Source organism: Rhizobium sp. EC-SD404, from assembly GCF_902498825.1.
Classification (GTDB): domain Bacteria; phylum Pseudomonadota; class Alphaproteobacteria; order Rhizobiales; family Rhizobiaceae; genus Georhizobium.
Genome location: NZ_LR701459.1, coordinates 1,307,104 through 1,324,992, shown reverse-complemented (window position 1 = coordinate 1,324,992; position 17,889 = coordinate 1,307,104). Strand labels below are relative to the sequence as shown.

The following is a 17,889-nucleotide window of genomic DNA, read 5'->3' as shown; positions in this document are numbered from 1 at the left end:
GATTTCCATGACCGATCCCATCACACTCCACGGCCGCCATCTGATCGAAGGGGCCTGGGTCGAGGGCTCAGACTTTTTCACGGCCGACCGCACTGACGGAGTGGAGACCAGGTTCGCACGCGGCAGCGCCGCCGATATCGACCGTGCCGTCCAGGCGGCAGCGGCGGCGTTCCTGCCCTACAGCCAGTCCAGCCGCGAAAGCCGGGCTCAATTTCTCGAAGCGATCGCCGATGCCATCGAAGAGCGCGGCGCGGCAATCACTGCCGTTGCAATGGCCGAGACCGGACTTCCGGCCGCACGCCTCGAAGGCGAACGTGGTCGCACCACCGGCCAGTTGCGGCTGTTCGCAAAGCATGTCCGTGACGGCGCCTATCTCGACCGGCGCCATGACGCGGCCGACCCGGAGCGCAAGCCGCTGCCGCGCCCGGAGATCCGCCTCGTCCAGCGCCCGATCGGCCCCGTCGGCGTGTTCGGCGCATCCAATTTCCCTCTGGCATTCTCGACGGCTGGTGGCGACACCGCCTCGGCGCTCGCCGCCGGTTGTCCGGTCGTGGTTAAGGGCCACCAAGCGCACCCCGGAACATCGGAGATCGTTGCCGACGCAATCCTCGCGGCGATCCGTGCGACGGATCAACACCCGGGCATTTTCGCGCTGGTCCAGTCAGATACGAATGAAGCCGGTGCGGCTCTCGTCAAGCATCCCCTCATCAAGGCGATCGGTTTCACCGGGTCGCTGCGCGGCGGGCGCGCCCTCTTTGATCTGGCTGTCAGCCGGCCGGAGCCCATTCCGTTCTTCGGCGAACTGGGTTCGGTCAACCCCGTCTTCGTGCTTGCTCAAGCAGCCGACGCCCGTGGCGCCGATATCGCACGCAACTGGGCAGCATCGCTGACGATGGGTGCGGGCCAATTCTGCACCAATCCCGGCGTCCTGATCGTTCCGGAAGCGAGCGCCGACCTCATCGAGACCGAAGCGGCCAATCAGCTTCGTCAGGTGCCTCAGCAGACAATGCTGTCGGCCGGCATCGCTCAGGCTTTCGGACGCAATGCCGGGAAGCTCGCTGCCGGCAATGCCGTGCGCACGATCTGCGCACCCGAAGCCAGCGGACGCGCAGCCACCGCCGGCCTCTTCGTAACCGACGCCGACACGTTTATCTCGAACCCGGAGTTGGCGGAAGAAGTGTTCGGCCCCGCGGGTATCGTGGTGCGGGCCCGCAACGAGGATCACCTGCTGACGATCGCGAATGCGCTGGAAGGCCAGCTCACCGTTACCCTGCAAATGGATGAGGCGGATACCGACACCGCGAAGCGGTTGATGCCGATCCTGGAACAGAAAGCTGGCCGCATCCTCGCGAACGGCTTTCCGACGGGTGTCGAGGTGGTGGATGCCATGATGCATGGCGGCCCCTACCCCGCCAGCACTAACGTTGCGGCCACGTCCGTCGGGACGCTCGCGATCCGCAGGTTCCTGCGCCCCGTCGCCTACCAGAACCTGCCTGAGGCGCTTCTTCCCGCCGACATGGTCTGAGCATCCGTCTGCGCCTGGCGAAGGTCAGGCGTCGACGAGATCACCCATGGCACGCACGGCCGTGCGGTAACCCTTGGGACCGAGCCCCGCGATGACGGCAGTCGCAACCTTCGACATCAGCGAGTTGTGGTAGACCGCTTCGCGGCGATGGATGTTGGAGATGTGGAGCTCGATGATCGGGCCAGGAAACATCTTCAGCGCATCCATGATCGGCACCGACGTGAAGGTCAGCCCCGCCGGATTGATGATGATGCCCGCGGCCGACTGATCGATCGCCTCATGGATCCAATCGACGAGCTCATATTCGCGGTTCGACTGGTGGAAGACAATCTCGCTATCCCCTGCCGCATCGCGGCACATGGCCTCGACTTCGGCCAACGTCGTGTGGCCGTAGATTTCGGGCTCTCGCTTGCCGAGCCGGTTGAGGTTCGGGCCGTTCAGAACATAGATCGGATGGGGCATGGACACGACTTCCAAGATTAGCCGGAGTAGCCGAACAGGCGCGGCACGAAGAGCACGACCGACGGGATGAAGGTGATGATCGCCAGCGCGACGAACATGCCGAGTAGGAACGGCATCGTGTCACGCACGATATCGCGCAGCGGCGCGCCCGAGACACGGGCGACGACGAAGAGCAGTAGCCCATAGGGCGGCGTGATCAGGCCGAGCATCACGTTGAACACGACAACGATTCCGAAATGCACCATGTCGATGCCCAGCGCCTGGGCGGTCGGCACGAGCACCGGCACGATCACGAGAATGATCGTCGTTCCTTCCAGCAAACAGCCGAGCAGCAGAAGCACGAGGTTGACGAGCAGCAGGAACGTCAGCGGCGTGAGTTCGAAGCTCAAAAGAAAAGCGCTGAGCGACGCGGGGATATTCTCGACCGTCACCACATAGTTGAAGACCATCGCACCGGCGATCAGCATGCCGACGGAAGCGGTCATGCGGCCGGCCGACAGCAACGAGCCGAAGAACTCGCGAAAGCCGACGTCACGGTGAATGATGGCGGAGACGACCAGCGCATAGGCAGCCGCGACTGCGGCCGCTTCCGTCGGCGTCATCACGCCTCCGCGCAGACCGACGAGAAGCACCACAGGCAGCATCAATGCAGGCAACGCGCGAATGGTGATCCCGGGTAGCTTCCGCAGGGGCACCGGCGCTTCCGTCGGAAAATTCTGCCGGCGCGCGCTCCAGGCGACAATAACCATCTGGCTGAGAGCGATGAGCAGGCCGGGCAGGATACCGGCGAGAAACAGGAAGCCGATGGAGGCGTTCGACACCAGCGAATAGATGACGAGCGGAATGGACGGCGGCAGGATCGGCGCCATGACGGCCGATACGGCCGTAAGCGACGCAGCAAAGCTCGGCGTGTACTTGTTGTTCTCCGTCATCATCTTCTGCATCATCTTGCCCATGCCGGCGGCATCGGCGATCGCCGAACCGGACATGCCCGCGAAGATAAGGCTCTGAAGAACGTTGACCTGCGCCAGACCGCCGCGGAAACGCCCGACGAGCGCATTGCAGAAGTTCAGAAGGCGGATGGTCATCGAGCCGGAATTCATCAGCTCGGCGGCGAGGATGAACAGCGGCACGGCAAGCATCGTGTAGCTCGTGAACATGCTGTTCAACAGCTGTTCGGCGGCCGTGCCCATGTCGAGGCCGGCGGCGAAGAGATAGAGGATCGATGCGCCGATCATCGCATGGCCGATCGGCAGGCCGAGGACGCTCATCGCAACGAGCGTGACGATGCACAGCGTGAAAGGATCGGAAAGGCTCATAGACCCGAACTCGCTTCTGTGGGGTCGGCGTCACGGGTCTCGCCACCCCGGATAGCGCGCCAGACGAGGTACGCGTAACGGCAGATCACGGCGACGGCGAAGAACACGTAGATCGAGAAGAGCCAGTCGAAGCGGATTTTCAAGTAAGCCGTCGATTGCACTTTCATGAAGGTGACGTAATCGACGACTGCCGGCAGCGAGAAGACGTAAAGCCCGATCAGCAAGACGCCGCCGACGATCAGCATGACGCGACGCGCTACGGGAGGGACCATCCAGAACAGAAGGTCGAACCGGATCTCTTCATCTTCGCGGATCACGAAGGCCGCGCCCCAGAGAACCATCCACAGCCACATGATGACCGACAGTTCGGACGTCCAGCCGATCGGGAAATTGAGGAAGTATCGGAAGATGATCTGCGCGATGAACGCTACGAACATCACGCCCATCATGATGGCGAGAATGTTCTCGGCGCGCCGGTAGAGCCAGCGCAACACGGGCATGAGTTGCATCGCGACCTCCTCGATGATTGCAAGCCGGCGAGCCGTGGCTATTCAACGAGCCACGGCTGGCCGTTATCGCATCACATGCCGTTGATGGTCTCGACCATACCCTCGGGCCAGCTTTCGGCGAGGCTCGATTCCAGGTAGAGATTCTGAGCATACTCGCGGAAAGCATCGAGATTGGGCTCGTACACTTCGAGGCCCTGCTCTTCGAAATAGGCGGCGAGTTCCTCTTCCTGCTTCACATGCTCGGCCTGGCTCCAGTCGATCGCGTTATCGGCGGCCGTCTGCAGCGTTTCCTGCTGCTCGGGGGTCAACCCGTTCCAAGCATCCAGCGAGATCGTCAGAAGGTCGAAGCCGACGAGGTGAGACGTCAGCACGATTTGCGACATCACTTCGTAGAACTTCATGTTCTGAACGTTCGGAAGCGGGTTGTCCTGGCCGTCGATCGCGCCGGTCTGCAGGCCGGTGTAGACTTCGGCATAGGCCATCGGCGTCGGGTTTGCGCCGAGCGCCTGACCGAGAAACTGCCAGGCATCGCCACCGGGCATGCGCAGGTTGATCCCCTGCAGGTCTTCCGGCGTCTCGACACGCTCTTCGGTGCGCAGGCCCACATGGCGCGCGCCGAAATAGGTCGGGCCGAGGATTTTGACCGAGAGCTGGTCCTCAACCATCTGCTTCATCTCATCGCCGGCTTCGCTGGCGAAGAAGGCGCGCAGGTGGTCGGCGTCGCGGAAAAGGTAAGCCGATGTCAGGATCGACCAGGCCGGGATCTGGTTGGAAATGTCCTGTGGGGCGATGTTGCCCATCTCCAAATTGCCGCGCTGAAGCGCGACCAGTTCGGTGCCCTGCTTGAACAGGTTGCCGCCGTAATAGCCCTGGAACTGGAACTCGCCGCCGAGCTCTTCAGTGAAGCGCTCCATCATGCGCGCACGAATGTCCTGATCCGAGAATACGGCCGAGAAACGCAGTTCGACGGGTTCCTGGGCGATCGCCGGAACACTGACGGCAGCCGACAACACCAGCGCACCGGCCGCAAGGATGGAGCGGCGTGAAAACTTCGAAAACATGAGGGTCCTCCCTTTGAATTTCTTGCCCGCCCATGGCCTCCAGCCGGCGGATACCGCTTTTCATGCCACTCGACAAAGCGCATTTCAATAGGCGTCGTGGATTTCATATGAGATTATTGATTATATCTGGTCACTGAGACGCGCTCGCCAAGCTTGCCTGCAGCTCTCATGTCGGGCAGATGGGCTGGACGCTGAGGAGGACTTGAGCGTGAGCGGCGACTTCCATTCAACGGAGACTGCGGGCGACGCAACCTATCGCCGCATTCGAACCGATATTATTTTCGGCCATCTCGGCCCAGGCGAACGCCTGAGGCTGGAGCGGTTGCGCGGACGCTATGCGACGAGCGTCAGCACGTTGCGCGAAGTGCTCTACCGCCTCTCGTCCGAAGGTCTGGTCACCGCCGAAGGCCAACGCGGTTTCGAGGTCGCGCCGATCTCGGTTGCGAACTTCCGCGAAGTGGCCGCAATGCGGGGCCTATTGGAAGGCCATGCGCTGAGAGAGTCGTTCACCGCCGGCGACATCGAATGGGAAGGCCGAGTCGTCGCAGCCCATCACAAGCTCGCACGGCTGGAAACGCTGATTCTTGCGGGCGATCTTCACCAGACATCGGCATGGAAGCACTACGACCGCGAGTTTCATCATGCGCTGATATCGGCCTGCGGGTCCCGTGCGCTGATGGACACGCACGGCATCATCTTCGACCAGTTCTTGCGCTACCAGATCCTGGCCGTGCGTTTCCGCGGCGAGATCGCGGTCGACGAACACAGGACGCTGCTGGAATGCGCCCTTGTCCGCGACGCCGAGACGGCCCTCCGCACGCTCGATCGACACATCCACGCCTGCGTGGATTACACAGTCGAGCAAGGGCTCTTTCCATTGGCAGCTCAGTAAGATCAGTTGAATTGCTCACCGTGCTCGGGCAGCTTCTGTGGAAATCTGCGGCAGAGAGTGAAAGATGACTGAACCGGTTATTCATACCGAAACGATCGGGGACAATGCCTATCGCCGCATCCGCGCCGATATCATCTTCGGCCGCATCGCACCCAGCCAGAAGCTGAAGCTCGACAAGCTGAAGGATGTCTACGGTGCAAGCATCAGTACCTTGCGCGAAATCCTCAGCCGACTGACCTCGGAAGGGTTGGTCGTCGCCGAAGGCCAGCGTGGCTTCGAAGCCGCCCCGGTGTCGGTGGAGAACCTGCGCGAAGTTGCGGCGCTGCGCCAGCTTCTCGAGGGATTTGCGCTCGAGCAGTCCTTTGCGGCCGGCGATGTGGAATGGGAAGGCCGCGTCGTTGCCGCCCACCACAAGCTCGCGGCGCTGGAGCAGCGCATGCGCGACGGTGACATGAGCCAGACGGAGATGTGGAAGCGTTATGACTGGGAATTTCACCAGGCACTCATCTCGGCCTGTGGCTCCAAGGTCTTGATGGATACGCATGCCGCCGTCTTCGACAAATACCTGCGCTATCAGATGATCGCGCTGTCGTTTCGAGGCGACATCGCCGCACGCGAGCACCGGGTGATGCTGGAAGCTGCGCTTGATCGCGATGCCCCGACGGCCAAGTCGATGCTCGAAAAGCACGTCGGCGGAGGGGTCGAGCACGCGTTGGCCACGGGAACGATCAAGACCTGACACAGAACCTGATCGCGCGTTGATCATTCAAAGTTGAAAATATCCGATGAAATGGATTATGTCTGTTGCCATTGTAATGGCGCATCGGAGCGCCGTGCGTTGCGACGACAGGATTACAGGACATGTTTCGGCTCGGATTAATCGGTGACAACATCAAGCGCTCCAAGTCGCCCATGCTGCACCGGCTGGCGGGACGGCTCTGCGGCATGGATGTCAGCTACGAGCCGCTGATCCCGGCCGACATGGGTCTCGATTTCGATGCGGTGTTCGATCGATGCCGTGAGAGCGGCTTTCGCGGCATCAACATCACCTATCCGTACAAGGAGCGCGTGTTCCCCGCGCTGAACGTTCCAGATCCCCGTGTCCGCGCGATAGCTGCCTGCAATACGGTGATCTTCGATCCCACAGGTTCCTCGGGCACCAACACCGACTACACCGGCTTCGTGGCCACTTTCCGTGAAAGTATGCCGGGTATGAAGCCCGGCACTGTCGCCATGGCGGGCGCAGGTGGGGTCGGCAAAGCGGTGGCTTTTGCGCTGGCCGAACTCAAAGCCAGTGCGCTGCACATCTTTGACACCGACCCTGTACGCGCCGAAGCCCTCGCGAACGCGCTGCGAGTGAACGCCCCTGGCTTGGCCGTATCGGTTTCACCGACGATCGAAGACGCGACGGCCGGCGCCGATGGAATCGTCAACTGCACGCCGCTCGGCATGACCGGCATTCCCGGCACGGCTGTTCCCTTGGGCCTGATGCCCAAGGCTGGCTGGGCGTTCGATGCGGTCTACACGCCGGTCGAAACGCAATTCCTGCTGGACGCCCAGAAGCGCGGACTGGCGACCATCAGCGGCTACGAACTCTTCTTCCATCAGGGCGTCGACGCGTTCCACGCATTCACCGGCGCCCGTGTCGATACCAAGGAACTGCGCCATGCGCTTACAGCAGAGGCGCTGGAGCAGGCATGAAGACATCGATCGCAACCGTTTCGATCAGCGGCAATCTTACCGAAAAACTCGCGGCCATAGCCCGCGCCGGTTTCGACGGCATCGAGATCTTCGAGAACGACTTCCTCGCCTTCGACGGGTCGCCGCGCGATGTCGCCAAGATGGCAGCCGATGCCGGTCTTGAGATCACGCTTTACCAGCCTTTCCGCGACTTCGAAGGTCTGCCGGAGCCGCAGCGCGCCCGCGCATTCGACCGGGCTGAACGCAAGTTCGACGTCATGCAGGAACTAGGAACCGACCTCATCCTCGTCTGCTCGTCGGTATCGCCGATCGCCATGGGCGGCATCGACCGCGCTGCCGATGATCTGAGCGAACTCGGCGAGCGTGCCGCCAAGCGAGGCCTGCGCATCGGCTATGAGGCGCTGGCCTGGGGGCGGCATGTCAACGACCACCGCGACGCCTGGGAAATCGTGCGCCGCGCCGATCATCCCAATGTCGGCCTCATCCTCGATTCCTTTCACACGCTTGCGCGCCGCACGGATCTAAAGTCCATCCGCTCGATCCCGAAGGACAAGATCTTCTTCGTGCAACTCGCCGATGCGCCGGCGATCGACATGGATCTGCTTTACTGGAGCCGCCATTATCGCAATATGCCGGGCGAAGGCGACCTGCCCGTCCCGGCATTCATGGCAGCCGTCGCCGCGACGGGCTATGACGGCTATCTCTCGCTCGAGATCTTCAACGACCAGTTCCGCGGTGGTTCGCCGCGTGCGATCGCCGTCGATGGACATCGGTCGCTCATCTGGCTGATAGACCGGATCCGGCGCGACGAACCCGCTCTGTCGGTCGACCTGCCAGCCATGCCGGCACCGATCGGCGTCGAGGGTGTCGCCTTCGTTGAATTCGCGACAGATCAGAAGGGAGCGGCCGACATTGCCGCGCTTCTTTCCGCGATGGGATTTTCCGAAGTCGGCCGGCATGTCTCCAAAGACGTCGCGCTGTGGCGCCAAGGCGATATCAACATCGTCGTCAACACCGACAATTCAGGCTTCGCGCACTCGTCCTTCCTGGTCCATGGCACGTCGGTCTACGCCTTTGCGCTCTGGACCGACGATGCGAAAGCAACCGTCGAGCGTGCCCGCGCGCTCGGCGCCGAGCCCTTCGAACAGGAAGTCGGCCCGGGCGAACTGAAAATCCCCGCCATCCGCGGCGCCGGCGGCGGTGTGATCTACTTCCTCGACCGGGGTTCCGATCTCTCCAAGCTCTGGGACATCGACTTTGCCCGCAGCGATCGCGCATCACCTGCCGATACCGCCGGGCTCACCCGCATCGACCATGTCGGCCAGACGATGGAGCATGGCGAGATGCTGTCGTGGCTTCTCTTCTACACATCCATCTTCCGCGCCCACAAAACTCCGACGGTCGACGTCGTCGATCCAGCGGGCGTGGTGCGCAGCCAGGCGATCGAGTCCGAAGACGGCGGCTTGCGCCTGACATTGAACGGTGCGGACAACCAGCGCACACTGGCCGGCCACTTCATTTCCCAAAGCTTCGGCTCGGGCGTCCAGCACATTGCCTTCGCAACGGACGATATCTTCGCGACGGCGGCGTCCCTGCGCAAAGCCGGCTTCAAGCCTTTGGCGCTGTCTCCGAACTACTATGACGACGTCGAAGCCCGCTTCGGACTGGAACCCGAACTTGCCGACCGGCTGAGGGCGGAAAACATTCTCTACGACCGCGACGAGAATGGCGAATATTTCCAGCTCTACGCTCCCACCTGGGGCGAAGGCTTCCTCTTCGAGATCATCGAACGGCGCGGTGACTATCGCGGCTACGGCGCCCCGAACGCCACGTTCCGCATCGCCGCACAAAAGCGGCATATGCGGCCGAAGGGCATGCCTGCCGCTTAAGAACGACCAGCTTCACCGACGGCTCACTTAAGCTTCGGCAGGTTCTTGGCCGTGCCGGCGATTACGCTTGGCGACCGACGTCCGACAAGGATCGCGACCGGCCGGTCACGTCGTGCCCTAGTCGAAGCAGTAGCACTTCGCGCGGATGTCATGCCGCAACGGGCACCCGATAAGGTTCAGCGATTGCGCTGAGATCGACGCGAGCGCGCAGCTTGGCGGCCACCAAATAGATGCCGCCGATCTTGCGGTGCAAGAAAAGCGTTTCGGCCGGCGGCACGTGCATGAGATCGCGGTCGCTCCCAATCGTCTGGCCCATGGTGCGCAAACGTTCGAGCAGGTCCGAACTTCCGAAATCGAACGGCGTCGGCTGGCGCATCGGCACCATCGCGGTCTGGAACATGCGGATGATCAGTTCGCGCTGCATCAGGGGCGTTCTTTCGCCGAAATAGCCGATGGCGAGCATCGCGGCCCGGATCATCTCACGCTCATTATCGAGCCCGGCGTTGAGCAGCCCGCGGAACGCTTCGCTGAGCTCGGCATCGAAACCTCTGACGGCGCCGAAATCCAGAAGCACGATCCGCCCGGACACCGGCTCGAAGCGGTAATTCGCAAGGTTGGGATCAGTCTGCATCGCGCAAAACGCGAAGAGCTCGCGGAAGACGAGATCGATCAGCCGCCCCGCCACCTGATCGCGAAGCGCTTGCGGTTCGGCAACGAGCGCATCGAGGGGACGGCTTTCAACGAAGTCCATCGCGAGCACGCGGCCTGTGCTGAAGTCCGCATCAAGCGTTGGGACGATGAAATGCTCCGAATTCACCAAAAGCTCGCCGAAGCGCACGAGCCAGCGAGCTTCGCGTTCGTAGTCCGCCTCGTCGTGCAACTGCCGCTTCGCATCGGCAAGCAGCGGCGCGAGATTCATGCCGGGTGGCACGAGGCCCGGCACGCGAACGAGCGTGGCGATGTTGTCAATATCGCTGTCGATGCTGTCCCGTACGCCCGGATACTGGACCTTGATGGCGAGGTCGCGTCCATCCGATGTGCGGGCGCGATGGACCTGGCCGATCGATGCTGCGGCGAACGGAACGTCCTCGAAATGCGCGAAGCGGGCGCGCCAACCCTCGCCCCATTCGGCAGCCAGCACTTGGTTCAACTGGTGCGGCGCCATGTGACGCGCATCGGCCTGAAGCGAGGCGAGGATCGACGCCATGTCGGGCGGCAGGAGGACGCCCGGATCCATCGACAGCATCTGGCCGAGCTTCAGCGCAGCCCCGCGCATGTGCGACAGGCCCTCCGTTAGCCGCAGCGCGTTGGCGGGCGTGAGGAACATGTTGCCGAGCTGCGGTCGTTGGCCCGACGCCACCTGCCGCAAGCCGGATGCGGCAGCATTACCGGCAATACCAGCGGCGATCCCGCCCAGGCTGAAGAGCCGCGACAGCCGGCCGCTCGGGATCGCGGATCCTTCTCGTCTTGTTCGATCGTTCAAGAGATGCCGCCTCGTTGCCTGCAAGCAGATATCTGGAGCGACATGGTCGCAAGTCGAGCGGGAAAGCAGTTTTAGCTTGTCCGGCCGACCCCGACGCCCGGCAGGACGCACAGCATTTCGTAGAGCAGGTTCGCCCCGATAAGCGCCGTGTTGCCCGAAGGATCGTAGGGCGGCGATACTTCGACGAGGTCGCACCCGACGAGATTGAGGCCAGCGGCACCGCGCACGATCTCGAGACCCTGCCAGATCGTCAGCCCGCCGGGCTCGACCGTCCCCGTGCCCGGCGCGAATGCGGGGTCGAGACTGTCGATATCGTAGCTGAGATAGACCGGCGCATCGCCGATGGTTGCGCGGATTTCGGCCATGAGCGGCGTGAGCGATTTGTGCCAGCAATCCTCCGCCTGCACCACGCGCCAACCGCGCTCGCGGCCCCAGTCGAAATCGGCGGGCCCGTAGCCCGTGCCGCGCAGGCCGATCTGAAAAACCTTGTCGTTGATCAGGCAGCCATCCTCGTAGGCGCGCCGGAACGGGCATCCATGGGCGACCTTCTCGCCGAACATCTCGTCGTTGATATCGGCGTGCGCATCGACGTGGATGAGCGCGACCGGCCCGTGCTTTTCCTTGATCGCCCGCAAGATCGGCCAAGTCAGCGTGTGGTCGCCGCCAAGCGTCAGCGGGATCACGTCATGGGCAAGGATGCCGCGATAGAACTCCGTGATGATGTCGACGGATTTCTTTAGATCGAAGGTGTTGATCGGCACGTCGCCGATATCGGCCACCTGCAGATACTCGAATGGCGCGGCGCCCGTTGCCATGTTGTAAGGCCGCAGCATTCGGGATTCGTCGCGGATCTGGCGCGGGCCGAGGCGCGTGCCTGGCCTGTTCGAGGTGCCGATGTCCATCGGGATGCCGACGAAGCAGGCGTCGAGCCCCTCCGCAGTCGGCTGGGTCGGCAGGCGCATCATCGTCGCCGGGCCACCGAAACGCGGCATCTCGTTGCCGCCCAGCGGCTGGTTGAATCGATGCGTCGTCATGCGTGCTCTGAAACCTCTTGAGGGAAATGCAGCGTCTTGATCTCAAGGAAATCTTCGAGCCCGGGGAGACCTCCCTCGCGTCCGTTGCCGGACTGCTTGTAGCCGCCGAACGGGCTGCCGTAACGGTGCGGCCCACCATTGATGTGCACCATGCCGGCGCGCAGGCGGGCGGCGACGCGCTCGGCACGGTCCGGATCACCGGTCTGCAGATAGGCGGCAAGCCCATAAGGCGTGTCGTTCGCGATTGCGATCGCCTCGGCCTCGTCGTGGAAGGGGATCAGGCAGACCACCGGCCCGAAGATTTCCTCGCGCGCGATGCGCATCCCGTTGTCGACATCGGCAAAGATAGTTGGCCGCACGAAATAGCCTTTGGCTAGGCCCTCCGCCCGTCCCGGACCACCGGCCACGAGCCGTGCGCCTTCCGCGACGCCGGCCTCGATCAGCGCCTGCACGCGGTGGAACTGCGTGTCGCTGACAAGCGGTCCCATCCGGTCGCCTTCCTGCTTCGGATCGCCGACCTCCTGCCCTTCCGCCGTTTCACGCGCGAGCGCGACAACCTCGTCGTAAACGCTGCGCTCCACCAGCATGCGGGTGGGCGCGTCGCAACTCTGCCCAGTGTTGTTGAAGACCTCGCGGATGCTGGCCGGAACGCGGGTGGCGAGATCGGCGTCCGCAAAGACGATGTTCGGCGATTTGCCGCCGAGTTCCAACGTCACGCGCTTGACGCTCGGCGCCGCATCCTGCGCCACGGCCGTGCCGCCGCGCGTCGAGCCGGTGAAAGACATCATCTGCACGTCCGGGTGGCGCGAAAGTGCGGCACCCACCTCCGGCCCGGTGCCGTTGACGAGGTTGAAGACGCCGGCCGGTATGTCCGCCTCATGGATCATGTCGGCATAGAGCATGGCGTTGAGCGGGGTCAGCTCGGATGGCTTCAACACCGCCGTGCAACCCGTCAGAAGCGCCGGGATGACCTTCAGCACGATCTGGTTCATCGGCCAGTTCCAGGGCGTGATCAGTCCGCAGACACCGATTGGTTCGCGCAGCATCGTATCGCCGTTCGGCAGAACCTCGCGCCATTTCAACCGGTCGAAGGCAGCCAGAAAACCTTGCAGATGCCCGATGCCGACATCGGCCTGCTGCTCCCGGCACATCGTGGCCGGCGCGCCGAGCTCCAGCGTGATCGTCTCCACCATCTCGTCGTAGCGACGCTTATAGACCGCCAGAAGCCGCTCGCAAGCAGCCCGTCGCTCCGCCGGTGATGACGCCGACCAGAGCGGAAACGCCCGGTTCGCAGCCGCCACCGCCCGGTCGATATCGGCCGCGGTGCCGAGCGAAATCACCCCGATCTGCTCTTCAGTGGCCGGATCGATGACCGCGTGATCGCGCGGCGTGACCGGATCGATCCAGGCGCCGCCGATATAAAACTGGCGTCTTTCGATCATGCGCCCGTCTCCTTCGTCTTCAGCCATTGCGTGATGATCTCCCGGTGTCGGGCACCCGAATAGCTTGGAAAATGTCCCCCGTGCACGGTCGTTACCGGCAGCGTCAAAAGGCGCTCCATGCTTCGGATGTAGTCGGCCTGATCTTCGGCTGTGCGCCCCTCGATCAGTTCACCGTCATAGACGATGTCGCCGGAAAACAGGATGCCGGTCGCCTTCTCGAAGAGCGCGATGCCGCCCGGCGAATGACCCGGCGTATGGATCACTTCGAAGGCGCGGTCGCCGAGATCGATCACGTCGCCTTCCTGCAGAATGCGCGTCGCGGGCGCCGCCTTCAGGTCGTAGAGCACCGAGCTGTAGGGCTCCGGTGGCAGCGCCGTGAAAATGTCGTCCGTCACATAGTCAGCGGCAAGCGTGTTGACCCGGTCCGGATTGGCGAGAATGTCCGCCTCGGCCGCGTGGCAAAGCCGGCACTCGAACTCGTGATGGCAGCCGACATGGTCGAAATGCGTGTGGCTCGCGACGGCATCCAGCGCGCGCTCCGTCACGAGCGGCACCCATTCGCGCAAGGAGACGACCCCCATGCCGCTGTCAATGAGCATGTCGCGGTCGCGTCCCCGCACGTGCCAGACATTGCAGCGGAAGAATTCAAGGATATGCGGCTCGTCGATCCAGGTCACGCCATCGGAGAGCGAACGGATGCGGTACCAGTCTTCGGGCCTCGCCCGTTGCAGCGCGCTCATCGTTCCTCCGCAATCAGCACATGGTGGTCGGCATAGAGCTCGGTGACGCTTCCCTCGACCGGCACGGCCGATTGGGGCAGATGCGCGACGATAATGAGCTCGGGCGCGGAAAGCGGCGCATAATGGCAGCGGTGATGCGTTCCGAAGAAGGCCGCATCGACGAGCGTCGCCGGCCCGAGCGCCAGGTCCCCGCTGCCGCCGATCGCTTCCGGGCGGATCAGCAGCGCGGTCTTGCCGTTCGCTGCGAGCGGCAGGCGCCCGAGTGGCGTTTCGAGCCCTGCGTCGGTTCCTTGTCCGTCGATCCGATTGATCTCGCCCATGAAGGCGGCGGAAAAGAGCGTCCGCGGTTGCAGATATATATGCTGTGGCGCGCCGACATCCACGATGCGGCCGGCATTCATCACCACAATCCGGTCGGCAAGCGCCATCGCTTCCTCCTGGTCGTGCGTGACGTGAATGAACGTCGTCCCGACGCGCCGTTGGATCGCCTTCAGTTCGTCCTGCATCTGGCGGCGCAGCTTCAGGTCGAGCGCTCCGAGAGGTTCGTCAAGCAACAGCACATCGGGGTCGACGGCAAGGGCACGGGCAAGCGCGACGCGCTGGCGCTGGCCCCCGGAAAGCTCGTGCGGCCGGCGATGCCCGGCATCCGGCAAGCCGACGAGAGCAAGCAACTCGCCCGCACGGCGATGCCGCTCTTTCTTGCCGACACCGCGCATCCTCAGGCCAAAGGCCACGTTGTCGATCAGGCTCATATGCGGAAAGAGCGCGTAGTCTTGGAACATCGTCGTCGTCGGCCGATCCTTAGGCGCAACGTGCGTCATGTTCCGCCCGCCGATCATGACCTTGCCGCTCGTCGGTTGCAGGAAGCCGCCGAGGATGGAAAGAAGCGTCGTCTTTCCGCAGCCCGATGGTCCGAGAAGCACGATGAACTCGCCGGCTCCGATCTCGAGATCGACGGCATGCAGCGCCCGTACCTCGCCGAACTTCATGTCGATGGACTGAATCGAGAGAGCGGCGGTCATCGGCGAACCTTGCGGAAGACGGCGAGCTCCAGAATGAGGAGCAGGCTGACGGAGACGAGAAAGACGAGGCTGCCCACCGCATTCGCGCGGGGCGTCAGGCCCGATCGCAGCAGCGACCAGATTTCCACCGGCAGCGTGACGTCGAACCGGGTCAGCAGAAACGCGATGATGAACTCGTCCCAGCTGAAGGTGAACGCCAGGAAATAGGCCGCCAGCATCGACGGCATCAGCATCGGCGCGGTGACGAGCGCGAGAATCTTGAATTCCGACGCGCCGAGATCGCGCGCCGCCCGCTCCGCATTACGGTGGTGGTCACCCATCGCAGCGTAAAGGATCGCAAAGCAGAGCGGCAGGTTGATCACCACATGGCCGACGCCGGCGGTCCACAGCGACAGGCCGGTGCCGGTCCGGTTGTAGAGATTGAGTAGACCGAGCGCGATGATCAGGTAGCTGACGGTAAACGGCGCGATCAGCACAACGCGCATCGCCAGCGTTCCCGGCAGGCGGTAGCGCGCAAGCCCTTGCGCCGCGAGGAACCCGAGAAGAAGCGCGATCGCCGACGATATGGCCGCGACGAGCATCGAATTGCCGAGCGCCGACATCAGCCGCCGGTCGCCGAGCACATCGGCATACCACCGCAGAGACGGCCCGTTGAAGGGTGGCACCGGCAGGCGGCCATCCTGAAAGGAAAACAGCAGAAGTACACCGACCGGCAGGAAGATGAAGGCAAACGCGATGGCGAGATAGATCCAGGAGAAGGCGCGCGTCATAGTCGGTCGATCCGCAACCAGCGCGCGCTTGCGAGATAGGCAAGCGTCACGATCCCCATCAGCACCACGGCCATCGCCGATGCCATGGGAAAATCACCGCGCCGGCCAAGCTGCATCATGATGAGCTGCGGCAAGGTCAGCTCGTTGTTGCCGCCCAAAATCTGCGGCGTGATGTAGTCGCCGATGCAGAGCACGAAGGTGAGAAACGCACCGGTCATAAGGCCCGGCAGCGTCAGCGGCAGGATCACGTGCCTGAACGTGGCGAAGCGCCCTGCCCCGAGGTCCTGCGCGGCGCGGGCGTAGTTCGGCGAGAGCTGTTTCAAATTCGCGTAGATCGTCAGCGTCAGCAGCATGACGAAGAAGTGCACGAAGCCCGTCACGGTGGCGAAGCGCGACGCGGACATGGAGATCGGCTCGCTGACCACGCCGAGCGCAATAAGCGTTTTGTTGATGATCCCGTTCTGGCCGAGCACCAGCAGCCAGGAATAGGACCGCACCACATAGGACGTCCAGAACGGCAGGATCGTGAGGATCAGCACGAGCCGCTGCCAGCGCTCCGGAACCCGGAACGCGATGATCCAGGCGAGCGGATAGGCAAGTACCATCGAGATCACCGTGACGGTGACAGTGATCTCGAGCGATACGACGAGTCCGCGCAAAAGCGACGGCTCGGTGAAGATGCGGATATAGTTGTCCGGAAAGAAGCCGGAGACGACGCTGCGCCCTTCCATCTTGGCGAAGCTTAAGGCCAGCATCATCAGGAATGGCACGACGAAGAAGGCGATCGTCCAGAGCAGGGCGGGGGCAACGAGGCCCCAGCCCTGGCGGTTGTTGTGTGGATACGCCACGCTCGTCAGCCTCCGGCTTCAGCCCGCGTTACTGCTGCAGCATGTCGGTCCAGAGATCCTGCATGGCGGTGTCGAGTTCGGCATCCGACACCGGATAACGCTGCACGCGCGTGAGGAAGTCCGCCTGGTCGTCCCAACGCAGAACCGTCTTCTCCTCATCCGTCAGCACGTCGCCTGCGGCCGCGTTGGAGGGCATGCCCCAGTAGCAGGACGAGGTCGCAAGCCGTGCCTGACCTTCCGGGCTGACGATGTATTTCACGAATTCCGTCGCGAGATCCTTGTTTTCGCTGCTTTCCAGAACGCCGATCGACTGCGCCCAGAGAACGCCGCCCTGTTCCGGGATGGTCCAATCGAGATCGGCATTCTCGCCTGCGAGAACCGCCGTCAACCATTCGCCGCCACCGACCAGAATATCGACTTCGCCCGTTGCAAGCGCCGTCTGGCTCGCGACCACTTCGCTGACCTGGCTCGACCGAGCACGCAGATCGAAAAGGGGCTCGCGCAGGGTCTCGAGAGCTTCGGCATCCAGATCACCCGTATCGATGCCCTCGCTGAGCGACAGCATGCCAAGCACCGGGAGATAGTAGTCGTAGATGGCGATGCGGCCGTCATATTTGCCGGAGAAGAGATTCTCGAAATTGGTCATGTCGGCCGGATCGACGGCGGCCTTGTTGTAGGCGATCGTGTTGTAACCGAATTTCTCGGTCACCGCGTAGGTCGTGCCGTCACGCGCGTTTAGGTCTTCCATCACGAGTTCGGGAAAGAAGTCGCCCGTCGGCAATTCGTCCGCCGGCAGCGCTGCCATGATGCCGAGATCGACGGCACGGCCGACATCGACGGCATCGATCACCAGCACGTCCCAATCGCCCGGCTGCGATTGATCGAGGATCGCAAGGCCCGCGGCAGTACCCTCATATTCGCGCAGGTTCACGCGCACATCGTGCTCTTCCTCGAACGGCTGGACGAGTTCCGGATCGGTATGGTCGCACCAGACGAGCGCGTTGAGTTCCTGGCTCTGTGCGTAGGCAGGCTGAACGGCAAGCGGTGCTGCGCCGGCCAGTGCCGTGGCGGCAAGCAGCGACAAGAAAATGGCTTTGCGGAACGGCGAAGAAGGCGAAGACGATGGCGCGGCAGTCATGGTTCTCTCCTCTGTTGGATGCACCTTGTTTCGATGCTGGAGGCGAGGTTGACG

General features: G+C 63.0%; 17 protein-coding genes. 5 read left to right on the top strand and 12 right to left on the bottom strand.

The window, feature by feature from the left end; translation table 11 throughout:
• Nucleotides 1-7: 7 nt before the first annotated feature.
• Nucleotides 8-1,525, top strand: coding sequence for an aldehyde dehydrogenase (NADP(+)) (locus GC125_RS07265; protein ID WP_151984989.1), 1,518 nt, complete (start codon nt 8-10; stop codon nt 1,523-1,525).
• Nucleotides 1,526-1,549: 24 nt separating this feature from the next.
• Here the strand turns inward: GC125_RS07265 and GC125_RS07260 are convergent, their stop codons facing one another.
• The 4 genes from GC125_RS07260 to dctP form a co-directional block, all read right to left on the bottom strand.
• The gene (locus GC125_RS07260) at nt 1,550-1,987 is read right to left on the bottom strand and encodes a type II 3-dehydroquinate dehydratase (RefSeq protein ID WP_151984987.1); all 438 of its coding nucleotides are present in this window, start codon (nt 1,985-1,987) and stop codon (nt 1,550-1,552) included.
• A gap of 17 nt (nt 1,988-2,004) precedes the next feature.
• On the bottom strand, nt 2,005-3,306 hold the full coding sequence (locus GC125_RS07255) for a TRAP transporter large permease (RefSeq protein ID WP_151984985.1): 1,302 nt from the start codon (nt 3,304-3,306) through the stop codon (nt 2,005-2,007).
• Nucleotides 3,303-3,815, bottom strand: coding sequence for a TRAP transporter small permease (locus tag GC125_RS07250; protein ID WP_151984983.1), 513 nt, complete (start codon nt 3,813-3,815; stop codon nt 3,303-3,305). Before GC125_RS07250 ends, GC125_RS07255 begins: the two co-directional genes overlap by 4 nt.
• Before the next feature lie 71 nt (nt 3,816-3,886).
• Complete coding sequence (dctP, locus tag GC125_RS07245) at nt 3,887-4,876, bottom strand: TRAP transporter substrate-binding protein DctP (protein ID WP_151984982.1); 990 nt, start codon at nt 4,874-4,876, stop codon at nt 3,887-3,889.
• Nucleotides 4,877-5,084: 208 nt separating this feature from the next.
• Here dctP and GC125_RS07240 point away from each other — a divergent pair, with 208 nt between their 5' ends.
• The 4 genes from GC125_RS07240 to GC125_RS07225 all read left to right on the top strand — a co-directional run bounded on the left by GC125_RS07240 (nt 5,085) and on the right by GC125_RS07225 (nt 9,358).
• Complete coding sequence (locus GC125_RS07240) at nt 5,085-5,768, top strand: GntR family transcriptional regulator (RefSeq protein ID WP_151984981.1); 684 nt, start codon at nt 5,085-5,087, stop codon at nt 5,766-5,768.
• Between the two features lie 64 nt (nt 5,769-5,832).
• The gene (locus tag GC125_RS07235) at nt 5,833-6,507 is read left to right on the top strand and encodes a GntR family transcriptional regulator (protein ID WP_151984980.1); all 675 of its coding nucleotides are present in this window, start codon (nt 5,833-5,835) and stop codon (nt 6,505-6,507) included.
• Between the two features lie 122 nt (nt 6,508-6,629).
• On the top strand, nt 6,630-7,469 hold the full coding sequence (locus GC125_RS07230; protein ID WP_151984979.1) for a shikimate dehydrogenase family protein: 840 nt from the start codon (nt 6,630-6,632) through the stop codon (nt 7,467-7,469).
• Complete coding sequence (locus GC125_RS07225; RefSeq protein ID WP_151984978.1) at nt 7,466-9,358, top strand: bifunctional sugar phosphate isomerase/epimerase/4-hydroxyphenylpyruvate dioxygenase family protein; 1,893 nt, start codon at nt 7,466-7,468, stop codon at nt 9,356-9,358. Before GC125_RS07230 ends, GC125_RS07225 begins: the two co-directional genes overlap by 4 nt.
• Before the next feature lie 148 nt (nt 9,359-9,506).
• Here GC125_RS07225 and GC125_RS07220 read toward each other — a convergent pair whose 3' ends face one another.
• The 8 genes from GC125_RS07220 to GC125_RS07185 form a co-directional block, all read right to left on the bottom strand.
• On the bottom strand, nt 9,507-10,841 hold the full coding sequence (locus GC125_RS07220; protein ID WP_199864493.1) for an ABC1 kinase family protein: 1,335 nt from the start codon (nt 10,839-10,841) through the stop codon (nt 9,507-9,509).
• A gap of 71 nt (nt 10,842-10,912) precedes the next feature.
• Nucleotides 10,913-11,875: an agmatinase gene (gene speB, locus GC125_RS07215; protein WP_151984977.1), complete on the bottom strand. Its 963-nt coding sequence runs from the start codon at nt 11,873-11,875 to the stop codon at nt 10,913-10,915.
• The gene (locus tag GC125_RS07210; protein ID WP_151984976.1) at nt 11,872-13,317 is read right to left on the bottom strand and encodes an aldehyde dehydrogenase family protein; all 1,446 of its coding nucleotides are present in this window, start codon (nt 13,315-13,317) and stop codon (nt 11,872-11,874) included. Before GC125_RS07210 ends, speB begins: the two co-directional genes overlap by 4 nt.
• Nucleotides 13,314-14,057, bottom strand: a complete 744-nt coding sequence (locus tag GC125_RS07205; RefSeq protein WP_151984975.1) for an MBL fold metallo-hydrolase — start codon at nt 14,055-14,057, stop codon at nt 13,314-13,316. Before GC125_RS07205 ends, GC125_RS07210 begins: the two co-directional genes overlap by 4 nt.
• Nucleotides 14,054-15,079: an ABC transporter ATP-binding protein gene (locus GC125_RS07200; RefSeq protein WP_151984974.1), complete on the bottom strand. Its 1,026-nt coding sequence runs from the start codon at nt 15,077-15,079 to the stop codon at nt 14,054-14,056. Before GC125_RS07200 ends, GC125_RS07205 begins: the two co-directional genes overlap by 4 nt.
• Entirely contained in the window at nt 15,076-15,849 is a 774-nt protein-coding gene (locus GC125_RS07195) for an ABC transporter permease (RefSeq protein WP_151984973.1), read from the bottom strand. Before GC125_RS07195 ends, GC125_RS07200 begins: the two co-directional genes overlap by 4 nt.
• On the bottom strand, nt 15,846-16,697 hold the full coding sequence (locus tag GC125_RS07190; protein ID WP_286165407.1) for an ABC transporter permease: 852 nt from the start codon (nt 16,695-16,697) through the stop codon (nt 15,846-15,848). The genes GC125_RS07195 and GC125_RS07190 overlap by 4 nt, the downstream gene beginning before the upstream one ends.
• A gap of 28 nt (nt 16,698-16,725) precedes the next feature.
• Nucleotides 16,726-17,835 carry an extracellular solute-binding protein gene (locus GC125_RS07185; RefSeq protein WP_151984972.1) on the bottom strand — a complete coding sequence of 370 codons (1,110 nt, stop codon included), beginning with the start codon at nt 17,833-17,835 and terminating at the stop codon, nt 16,726-16,728.
• Nucleotides 17,836-17,889 lie beyond the last annotated feature (54 nt).

What these genes read in the sequence shown, in the direction of transcription:
- GC125_RS07200 (WP_151984974.1), bottom strand. Translation starts at nt 15,079, where the DNA reads ATGACCGCCGCTCTCTCGATTCAGTCCATCGACATGAAGTTCGGCGAG.
- GC125_RS07255 (WP_151984985.1), bottom strand. Translation starts at nt 3,306, where the DNA reads ATGAGCCTTTCCGATCCTTTCACGCTGTGCATCGTCACGCTCGTTGCG.
- GC125_RS07225 (WP_151984978.1), top strand. Translation starts at nt 7,466, where the DNA reads ATGAAGACATCGATCGCAACCGTTTCGATCAGCGGCAATCTTACCGAA.
- GC125_RS07265 (WP_151984989.1), top strand. Translation starts at nt 8, where the DNA reads ATGACCGATCCCATCACACTCCACGGCCGCCATCTGATCGAAGGGGCC.
- GC125_RS07185 (WP_151984972.1), bottom strand. Translation starts at nt 17,835, where the DNA reads ATGACTGCCGCGCCATCGTCTTCGCCTTCTTCGCCGTTCCGCAAAGCC.
- GC125_RS07230 (WP_151984979.1), top strand. Translation starts at nt 6,630, where the DNA reads ATGTTTCGGCTCGGATTAATCGGTGACAACATCAAGCGCTCCAAGTCG.
- speB (WP_151984977.1), bottom strand. Translation starts at nt 11,875, where the DNA reads ATGACGACGCATCGATTCAACCAGCCGCTGGGCGGCAACGAGATGCCG.
- GC125_RS07250 (WP_151984983.1), bottom strand. Translation starts at nt 3,815, where the DNA reads ATGCAACTCATGCCCGTGTTGCGCTGGCTCTACCGGCGCGCCGAGAAC.
- GC125_RS07205 (WP_151984975.1), bottom strand. Translation starts at nt 14,057, where the DNA reads ATGAGCGCGCTGCAACGGGCGAGGCCCGAAGACTGGTACCGCATCCGT.
- GC125_RS07260 (WP_151984987.1), bottom strand. Translation starts at nt 1,987, where the DNA reads ATGCCCCATCCGATCTATGTTCTGAACGGCCCGAACCTCAACCGGCTC.
- GC125_RS07195 (WP_151984973.1), bottom strand. Translation starts at nt 15,849, where the DNA reads ATGACGCGCGCCTTCTCCTGGATCTATCTCGCCATCGCGTTTGCCTTC.
- GC125_RS07235 (WP_151984980.1), top strand. Translation starts at nt 5,833, where the DNA reads ATGACTGAACCGGTTATTCATACCGAAACGATCGGGGACAATGCCTAT.
- GC125_RS07210 (WP_151984976.1), bottom strand. Translation starts at nt 13,317, where the DNA reads ATGATCGAAAGACGCCAGTTTTATATCGGCGGCGCCTGGATCGATCCG.
- dctP (WP_151984982.1), bottom strand. Translation starts at nt 4,876, where the DNA reads ATGTTTTCGAAGTTTTCACGCCGCTCCATCCTTGCGGCCGGTGCGCTG.